Below are 9,071 nucleotides of genomic sequence, written 5' to 3'. Positions count from 1 at the left end.
TTTTGCGGACTTGTTTCATAGGCTAAAATTAAGATTATTTCTTAACTTAATGTGATGGCTAAGTTAGCATGTCCAATAGTGCTTGCCGTTGCTTTCTTGTAGTCCCGAAATAGAAAAATTAATCCTCGAATTATTTAATGAATCGTTATTGGTAAAAAATCCTGATTTATAATAGCTGCAGGAGAGGTGGTAATTCCTTTGAAATTAATTATAAAAATAGTGGTGTCAATCAGACTTTGTTCAATGATTTTAACATATTCCAGTATTTTTGGTTGCCAATTTTAAATCTGGTTAACAAGCTATTATTGATAATGTCGTAATATGAAGATCTGAATTGGGATAATATTATTGTTCTGGTTCTGCTTTTCGAAGTTTATATAGGAAAGACTGAATTTTATTTTGAAAATGTTACAAATTCGTTGTTTAAATAATCTTCAATTAAACTTTCGTCTTCTGCTGCTTTGGCTATGTTTAAAGTTGAACTTTCTCCATAACATTTTACTGAAAACTGCTGCTCCTTTTTGTCCAAACGTAAAATTAAGAATCCAGCCGATTCCCCTTGCTGTAGTACTTCATTGTGCAATATTTTTGAACTAAAAATAATGGGTATTTTTTTTTCATTTATAATATATTTTAAAATCTTCATTTTAATTGAATTTATAGTTAGTAGTTACTTCTTTGAATTCTAAATAATAATTGTTAAGGGGTTTTTCTTTATTTCGAACTTTTATTTTTTTATTTCCATTATAGAAAAAAAGTACTACTTGAACATATTTTGCATTATTAACATTATTGATTGTTTAAGTTCAAATGTATATATAATGTAAAACATAAGAAGGAATAACATGGCGATTTTCTCCTAATTTCGGACATTTTGATTCTGATGATTTTTTTGTAGTAATTTTAAAAAGTATTATTTTTAGTTCTTTAACTGAAGCATGTCCAATTGTTAACAATGTAGTATTTAGAAGGTACTTTAATTACTATTGCATTTAGACTTTCAATGACTATAAAAACCTTCTAAAATATTAAACATATCCAAAGAAATTATATCCAAACCATTATGTTGCCAATAAATTGTAGATAAATAAGAAATGTTGTTTTAAATTTAAAATATCAGTATTTTCTTTGTTTTATTTCTTTAATTCAATAGCATATTTGTCTTTTAATTTTTTTTTTTAAAATGTAAAACAATAAGGTATTTCATGTTATTTTAATATTATTCTAGTTTTTAACAGTTAAAACACTTTTATTGGTTTTTTATAATGTTTATTTAACGTATTTGGTATTTTATGTTAAAAAAATTAATTATGTAAATTAGAATTGTCCTTATTTAGGACATAATAGTACTAAGGTGAACATAATATCGGTTGTAAAAAAGAGTATTATTGTAATAACGTTTAAGATTTAAGTATTATTAAACAGATTTTCGTTTTTTTAACAAATGTTTAATAGATATATTAATACAAGTTTAATTCACAACTTCCTCAAATCATGAATAAAAAGACTTATTATAATATACGAAAAATTCGAGAGATGAATGATCTAACTCGAGATTATGTAGCCGGAGAACTGCAAATGAGTACTAGTGGTTATGGTAAAATAGAACGCGGTGAAATTGATTTGACTATTTCTAAACTTTATAAGATTGCTGCTGTTTTGGGAGTTTCAATTACTGACTTATTGTTTTTTGATGTTTCAACTCTTTTCAAGAATAATGTAAATGAGACCTCCGTACATCAAGCAAGTCCTGAAGCAAAAACTTTTTTTGATAAAGAACAGGTAGTTAATTTAGAAAATGTGAACCAATTACCGATAAATAAAAACAGGTGAATTTAAAAACACGAGGTTAGATTTATAATACTTTTTTTTTAATTTATGTTCCTCGCCTAAAATAGTGGAATTGTATTTTTAGAAGAAGAACCTTTTTTTAGAAAACAACTTTGTTTTTCATTTATTTATCTTAAATTAGCAATACAATTATCTTTTTGAAATTTAATCAAAAGAATTCTTCGAGGCTATGCCTCGGAGTCACTAGTTAAAGAGTAGTATATTTGTTTGATGAGTGTACCTGTTTTCAAACGGCATAATAAAAGTTTGTTACTTTATCATTTTAGTTTACCAGATAAAGTATCGAAGAAATGTTTTGTCTGAAGAAGTAGAAATAAGTTTGTAAAAACATTGCAGAACGGTTTGAAATTCATTTTATTGAAATTGGGGCAGATGAAAATCACGTTCATTTTTTGATACAAAGTCTACCAAAAATTTCTGTTGAAATCATTGTTATAACAGTAAAAAGTATAACTGCAAAAGAAATTTTCCGATTGCGTCAAGACGTTAAAAGTAAATTATGGGGTGGTAATTTTTGGACGAGTGGATATTATATAAATACAGTTGGTCAATATGGAAATGAGAATGTAATTCAGAAATACATTCAAAATCAAGGAGAAGAAAAGACTGTTTACAAATCATTTAACAAAAACCAGCTACGGTTAACTTTTGAATAACACGATACCTTTAGGCTCTGCCTCAGGGTTATTCATTATTTTCAATAAAAAAAATATGATTTATAAAAAAATAAAAGAAATAAGGTTGTTCAAGAATGTGACTGTTGACTTTGCAGCTTCGGAATTGGAAGTAAGTATTTCTGATTATTTGGCTATTGAAAATGGAACAGTTGATATGAAATTGTCTAAAATTTTTAAATTAGCAGTTATTTTTAATGTTTGTGCTTATGAATTTTTTGATGATACTGAATTTGGAAATAATTCGACTTGTATTAATGTAGGTACCTAGTTCCACAACGTTGTTGATGTGAGTTGATTTAATTTTGAGTCAAATTTAGGATTTTATTTTTAAATATAATTTCTTGATCTTAAAAAGAAATCAATTCGAATTTTGGGTCTAGTTTAAACTATTCTTTCATTTAGTATTAATTCATTTAGTAGTATTTGGATGCGCAAATAAAACCCGCAGTATTAGTTAAGCAACATTTTTAAAATTATTTTTCTGTATCCAGAATTCTTCAATGGTTTGTAATCTAAAGCGGAAAGCCTTCTTTTCGTGTTATAGCAAATTTCAATAATTTCAAATATAGCTCGTTTCATCTGTTCTTTTGATAGGAGTTTATTTCTATGAATTTGTTCTGTTTTCAAAGTCTTAAAAAAGCTCTCAGCTACTGCATTACCAGAATAATTCCCTTTTTGGCTCATGCTTCTTGTAATCATTTTATAAGATTCAATCACATTGGTGAACTTTTTACTAGCATATTGAACTCCACGGTCAGAATGAAATAGTAATCCTTTTTCAATACTTCGGTTTTTAACAGCCATTTTCCAAGCTGCCAACGAAGTTTCCCCTACATTCATTCCATTACTTAGACTCCATCCGATAATTTTTCTGTCATAAAGGTCTAAAACGGTTGTTGAATATATAAATCCTTCTTTTACTATAATTTAAGTAAGTCCGATACCCAAACTTTTGACGGTTTTGTAACTGAAAATTCTCTATTAAAAACATTGGGAACAATTAAATACTTATGCTTAGAATTTGTTGTAACCTTGAATTTCTAGCTTAATTTACTTCTTAAACCCAGTTGATTCCTATATTTAGCAACCGTAACTCTTGATATTTTATTACCCAGAGAAATCAACTCTGCCTTCATTCGTGGACTTCCATATCGCTGTTTTGAATCAAAATAAATGGAAGTTATCTTTTCTTTCACAAGTAAGACTCTTTGTTTTCGCTCTGAAACGGACTGACTTTTCCAATGATAATAACGTCTTTGTCCTGCTTGTAATACTTTGCACATCTTTTCAATCGGAAATATCTTTTCATTGTTTCTGATTAAAGTATAAATCATCGACCGTTTTTGGAAAAGATGTTTATCGCTTTTTTTAATATATCGTGTTCTAGTTCTGCGTCTTTTGAACCTACTTATAAGCTCTGCTATTCGTTCCTGTTCTGGCGTTTTCTTTTACAATTGCCGTTACCTGGAAAACTTCCTTGTCCAAACTCTTCATACTAATCATACTCTTTTCTCTATTTATTCAATTGTGGAGCTGTAACTCTTAATTCTCTAGCTAATTCTGAAATGTTAGGCCTCTCATAACTAAATTGGACGGTTTTCTCTTTAAAAGCACGGTCGTAAATTTTACGTACTTGTTTCATAAATTAAAATTAAGGTTTTTATTCTTAACTTTTTATACAGGTAAAGTTAGCAAGTCCAATATTTTGCAAATCTTGAAGTGCTATAATTTAATGGCTTTACAAACTCCCACAATTGCGTTGAATTTTCTTTACGTTCATTTGCCCAATTATTATAGTTCGGATAACTAAATTTAAATCTAATTTCTTTTGAATATTGTTTTGACTTAACGGTTTATTTCTATCCACGCAACCTCCACAATTTTGACATTGTCTATGAAGCCTCAACCTTTCAGGATTTCTATTATCAATAGTAACATTAAAAAAAGGATCATTACAACATTCGCCAAGAGTTGTAAGAATTAAATTATTGCAATCTACACATTGCAAGATATTATGAAATTTATGTGTAGAATAAATAATCGTTTTTTGGCTATTGCATCGAGAACATTTTTTCATCAAATAAATATTAATAATTTTCGGTTTTTTTTAAGGTTGTTGCTAACGTTATACCGCCTTGAGTTTGCTGGAAGTTCGTAACCGCTCAATTTTCCGTTTAACTAAAACTTGATGCGAAACGGTAATTCCACTAAATTTCAGCTAGCTCAAAGCAGTTAGGTGCTGGCATCTTTCAAATCTACTTTTATAACATCTTTACTATCTATTTTTCGTATTACTAAAGTTGCAACTTCTAACTGGTCTTTATGGTTGCCGAATTTCCAGTTTTCTAATTTTTTCTCGCCAAATAAATAATAACCTTTAGTTTCCAGGTGCTTCAGTAAATTATTTAATGAAAGAGATATTTTTATATTTTGTACGGTTATGAGTTTTTCATCGACTGATACTTCATGTACACGAGCGAGATGCCCGCGCCAGGGGAAATATATTAAAGTGGATAGTTCCCAGCAACGGGAATTGATTAATCGCCATTTTTCAAGTATCTAAACCAATAAAATTAACTGCAATAAATTATACAATATGTATAATTTTTATGTATATTTGTCTAATGAAATTTTGCTTAAATGGATGTAAAAATATTAAAAATCGATGGAAATGTTTTAGTAAATGCTAAAATTTCAGATTCAAAATTATTAAAAGTAAATCTTCCGTCAGTGGCAGATGGATGGAGATTTAATTTTAATAAACACTCGAAAAAGAAAGGTTTTGAAACATATATTTTGGTGTCTGAAGAAACTTCTGAAAAAATTGAAGGTTGTTTAATTTTTGAAATGAAGGAAAAGATTGAACCCTATATGGCTTATGTTGAAATTGCTCCTCATAACAAAGGAACGATAAAAGAATATGATAATGTTGCAGGTTGTTTAATTGCATATGCTTGTCGGTTAAGTTTCGTAAAAGGAGAAGGTGACTTTGAAGGCTATTTAGCATTTGATGTTTTTGAAGAACATAAAGAAGAGGAAATAAAACTAATGGCAGTATATTCAAAAAAATACAATGCTTTTAAGGTTGGTGATACCTCTATGATTATTCCACCTGAAGGTGGGCAAAAATTAATTGATGAATTTTTAAATGAATGAATATGAAAACTAAAGAAATTCAAATTGAAGATATTTGGAATGATAAAAAGAAAGGGGAATTAAAAAAAGCTATATTATCCCATTCTACTACTCAATCCAGAGAACGAATATTAAGCAATCGGTTACTTTCTATTCAGTATAAATTAGAAGATTATATTCGAAATGAAAGTGATGATACAGAGGTTTTAAAAATTCTTGATTTTGTTAAGATGTATTTAAAAGTCCTTAATCTTTCTAAAAAAAGATTAGCAACTTATTTTGAAATGAGAGATAGTAATCTTCATAAATATCTTTCAGGGGAAAGAAAATTAAATGCACAAGTAGCATTGAAACTTAGTACATTTTCTCATACTAAACCAGAACAATGGTATAAAGTTCAACTAAAAAATGAGATGATTGAGTTAAACAAAGAAAAAGCTAATACAAAAGAATATGAAAAATATGATTACCGTAATTTAGTAGAAGTATAATAATCAAAAAAATAAATCTGAACTCATTGTGAAAATATTTTTTTTTATGAAAAAAAATGGAAAGCTCTCTAACGAGGGCTTTTTTACAAAGAATCAGTCAAGACTTATGTGAAATTTGCTAAAGAAATATGATTTATAGAATACTAGATACTTGTAATTAGTAGTAAAAATAGTTCTATATTAGCTGAAATAATAATTCTAAAATGGAATCAAATCTGAGTGAAATAATAATTAATGAGAAAGGAAAAATACTTTTTTTTGCACTTCAACATTTTTAGATGACAAATCCAGAACATTAATAATTCAGGAAAATAAATGAGTATACCCATAAAGCGGTTAATCAAAATTTTTGTAATAATCAATTTTAATTTTTATAAATGAGTTCCGAAACTAGTGTATTTCAAATCAAGATATTGATCCTGTATTGAAGGCCGCTTTTGCCCATTTGTGGTTTGTTACCATACATCCCCATTTGAAGACGGTAACGGACGCATCACAAGAGCTATAACTGATATGCAACTGGCACGCGCCGACCAAAGTAAAAAACGATTTTATTCGATGTCGGCTCAAATCCAAGCTGAACGTGATACGTATTATGCTATATTGGAAAGTACACAAAAAGGTGATTTGGATATTACTGACTGGTTGGTTAAAAATCCCAAGATATCCCGTAAAGTAAAAAAAGCAACCCAGTTAAGAGGTTGCTTTTTTGTTTTTATTACAGTAAATACTAAACTTGTGGGCACGAGCGGGACGCATCGCGCTAACACCTGTTATACTTAATGCTCAAGCCAGCCTTTAGATTTGCAAAATAAATTATTCGTAAATTTAAAGTAATAATTTAAGATTAAGTTTACAAATACAAAACCAACATTATTTTTTCCTTAAAACCCCACTTGATTAAAACCGCCTTAAGTTTACATTATGATATCACGAACTTTATCGGACAAAAATCTTTCAGTAAAATCAGAATTCCAATCGTTATAATTCTGCAGAAGTAAAATAATATCTTCATCGGCTAAAGGAACTACTAGACCTCTACCGTCAGTAAAAGTATCTCTACATCTTTGTATAAATAAATCTTTATTTTCAAATTGTCGACATATAACAAATCCAACACGACCACGGTTAACTGAAAACCTACCTGAAATTTGATCAAGTTCTGGATTTGCAATGTCATGGCTATAATTTTTGCATTCTATATAAATGTAAGGACAAGGAATATTGTGGTTTTCAGACAATCTATGAAATATCCCATTTTTAGCCGCATTGTCAAAAGTAATATCTATTCTTTTGCGTCCGTTTAAAATTTCTCTTTCTTTAATTGGATTTAATAGATGCGGATAAAAAACTATTTCTAAAATGCCTTTGATAATATTGTGAAAATCAGAAGCTGAATTGTTGCCAGTTGGAATTGCTTGTAATCGTGTAACTAAGTTTTGAAGCACTTCTCTAATATTAATATCTGTAATCTCAATATTTGGTAAAGAATCAATATCTGTTGTATCCTTGAATTGTTGTAGAACTTCAGGGTGCTCTTGAGTAAATCTTCTAAGGAAATCTTTGGACTGAGGATTAATTTCTTTTAAACTTTTTTTGGTAACAAAATGTGCTCCATTATTTTTACGTTGAACTAATGCAGTTTGCAATCTTAAATGTTCATTTTGTAAAAATTCTAAAACGAAGTGATTGTAATATTTATCGGGTGTATATCCTTTGCTGTAAGAAACAATTCCTTTCGGAACAAATAATATTCTTTTTCCATTGACAACAAGCATATCTGTAAGTTCAGTTTGCCATTCATTTGCTTGTCGATTCCAAAAATAATCAGATGAAATACCGGGTGTTAAAGGGATATTATGAAAATTACATTGATTTTGGGTATAAGTTATCAAATGTGACGTTATTATGTTTGTTGCCATGTCTGATAATTTGTCTTTTCCGAAATTATCAACAAATAAGATGTTATCCTCAATATCTTGAATAAGCCCAGTTTGAATAGCTCTGCTTCTAAGCAAGCTATCATATATTTTATCTGTATCTTGATTTCCAACTCCACGACCTCTAGGATTTCCAACTGACATTCCCATACAAGTTGCATTTGGTTCATGAAGATGGTCAAATAGCTCTTTAGCTACATTTTCATTACCATTTCTGATTAAATCAATTACTTGCTGAAAAAAACTCCTAATGGTTAATGTCGCTTCAATTGACCAGTTATCTTGTTTTTTACTTAAGAAAAAAGGATCTATAAAAAGAGGTAAATCTTCATCAGGATTGATATCAACAAAATCAAGCTCAGCTTGTGATTTATTCAGATTGTAAATTTCACTTATCTTCATAGTATTTTCTTGTTTTATCATGGTCGTTGGAAAAATTGCCTACAACGTCAGTCTGTGAAAAAACTAAAATCTACCTCTTGAGATTCTCATATTTGAGATTTTTCTTTGGTAGCCCTCCGAATACTATCTAAATTTGAGGAGGTTTTTTCACAGCCTGACGTTCTGGTACTACAGCGGGTTTGGGACATTATTCGGATTTGCCAAGTCATCACAAATACAAAACCAACTTTCAATTAAACCTATTGCCCAAATCTGTTGTAGTAGTTGTCGTAAGCAGGTTTTATTAACTTTACACTATATTAATTTCTACAATCAATCATAATTGTTCCTGCTTGGCAGATATAAACATCATTAACTTTTGGATTCCCTTCATAATGTTCTTTCAAATCTTGTTTTAGTTCTTCGTATTCCCCACTTTCGACAACTTTTTGAATTTTAACATTTATAAGTCTTCCAACAGGCATGATTGTATATAATCCATCATTTGTTGTTTTTGAATGTTCTTGGATATTCCGCTGCAAAGGTCGCCACGATTCCGCTACAAAGTGCACCACGATTCCGCTGCAAAGTACACC

At 29.3% G+C, this 9,071-nt stretch carries 11 protein-coding genes and 1 pseudogene; 6 read left to right on the top strand and 6 right to left on the bottom strand.

Going from position 1 to position 9,071, the window contains the following annotated elements:
- Positions 1 to 394: 394 nt before the first annotated feature.
- Positions 395 to 646: a hypothetical protein gene (locus EKM03_RS14770; protein ID WP_126553766.1), complete on the bottom strand. Its 252-nt coding sequence runs from the start codon at positions 644 to 646 to the stop codon at positions 395 to 397.
- A gap of 848 nt (positions 647 to 1,494) precedes the next feature.
- On the opposite strand from EKM03_RS14770, the gene EKM03_RS14765 reads away from it, so the two are divergent.
- The 3 genes and pseudogenes from EKM03_RS14765 to EKM03_RS14755 all read left to right on the top strand — a co-directional run bounded on the left by EKM03_RS14765 (position 1,495) and on the right by EKM03_RS14755 (position 2,796).
- On the top strand, positions 1,495 to 1,833 hold the full coding sequence (locus EKM03_RS14765) for a helix-turn-helix transcriptional regulator (protein WP_126553768.1): 339 nt from the start codon (positions 1,495 to 1,497) through the stop codon (positions 1,831 to 1,833).
- Between the two features lie 228 nt (positions 1,834 to 2,061).
- Positions 2,062 to 2,507, top strand: a pseudogene (tnpA, locus tag EKM03_RS14760) (IS200/IS605 family transposase).
- Positions 2,508 to 2,562: 55 nt separating this feature from the next.
- The gene (locus tag EKM03_RS14755) at positions 2,563 to 2,796 is read left to right on the top strand and encodes a helix-turn-helix transcriptional regulator (protein WP_126553770.1); all 234 of its coding nucleotides are present in this window, start codon (positions 2,563 to 2,565) and stop codon (positions 2,794 to 2,796) included.
- A 182-nt stretch (positions 2,797 to 2,978) separates the two neighbouring features.
- On the opposite strand, the gene EKM03_RS14750 is transcribed toward EKM03_RS14755, so the two are convergent.
- The 3 genes from EKM03_RS14750 to EKM03_RS15415 form a co-directional block, all read right to left on the bottom strand.
- Positions 2,979 to 3,392, bottom strand: coding sequence for an IS3 family transposase (locus tag EKM03_RS14750; protein WP_233584115.1), 414 nt, complete (start codon positions 3,390 to 3,392; stop codon positions 2,979 to 2,981).
- Between the two features lie 176 nt (positions 3,393 to 3,568).
- Positions 3,569 to 3,811 carry an IS3 family transposase gene (locus EKM03_RS14745; protein WP_158615133.1) on the bottom strand — a complete coding sequence of 81 codons (243 nt, stop codon included), beginning with the start codon at positions 3,809 to 3,811 and terminating at the stop codon, positions 3,569 to 3,571.
- A 230-nt stretch (positions 3,812 to 4,041) separates the two neighbouring features.
- Positions 4,042 to 4,170, bottom strand: a complete 129-nt coding sequence (locus EKM03_RS15415) for a hypothetical protein (protein WP_255416589.1) — start codon at positions 4,168 to 4,170, stop codon at positions 4,042 to 4,044.
- Between the two features lie 998 nt (positions 4,171 to 5,168).
- On the opposite strand from EKM03_RS15415, the gene EKM03_RS14740 reads away from it, so the two are divergent.
- The 3 genes from EKM03_RS14740 to EKM03_RS15345 all read left to right on the top strand — a co-directional run bounded on the left by EKM03_RS14740 (position 5,169) and on the right by EKM03_RS15345 (position 6,937).
- Positions 5,169 to 5,684: a hypothetical protein gene (locus tag EKM03_RS14740; RefSeq protein ID WP_126463460.1), complete on the top strand. Its 516-nt coding sequence runs from the start codon at positions 5,169 to 5,171 to the stop codon at positions 5,682 to 5,684.
- 2 nt (positions 5,685 to 5,686) lie between these two features.
- A complete protein-coding gene (locus EKM03_RS14735) occupies positions 5,687 to 6,154 on the top strand; it encodes a transcriptional regulator (RefSeq protein ID WP_231507358.1) in 468 nt (155 codons plus the stop codon).
- 513 nt (positions 6,155 to 6,667) lie between these two features.
- Positions 6,668 to 6,937 (top strand): hypothetical protein, encoded by a 270-nt coding sequence (locus tag EKM03_RS15345; RefSeq protein WP_233584114.1) that lies wholly within the window; start codon positions 6,668 to 6,670, stop codon positions 6,935 to 6,937.
- 134 nt (positions 6,938 to 7,071) lie between these two features.
- On the opposite strand, the gene EKM03_RS14725 is transcribed toward EKM03_RS15345, so the two are convergent.
- Together EKM03_RS14725 and EKM03_RS15035 are read right to left on the bottom strand one after the other, a co-directional pair.
- Entirely contained in the window at positions 7,072 to 8,517 is a 1,446-nt protein-coding gene (locus tag EKM03_RS14725; protein WP_199741573.1) for a hypothetical protein, read from the bottom strand.
- Positions 8,518 to 8,795: 278 nt separating this feature from the next.
- A partial coding sequence (locus EKM03_RS15035; protein ID WP_199741572.1) for a hypothetical protein occupies positions 8,796 to 9,071 on the bottom strand: 276 nt, incomplete at its 5' end.

The organism is Flavobacterium sp. GSP6 (genome assembly GCF_003984855.1).
In the GTDB taxonomy this organism is placed as follows: domain Bacteria; phylum Bacteroidota; class Bacteroidia; order Flavobacteriales; family Flavobacteriaceae; genus Flavobacterium.
Note: the sequence above shows the minus strand (reverse complement) of the source record. Positions and strands in the feature narration are given on the sequence as shown.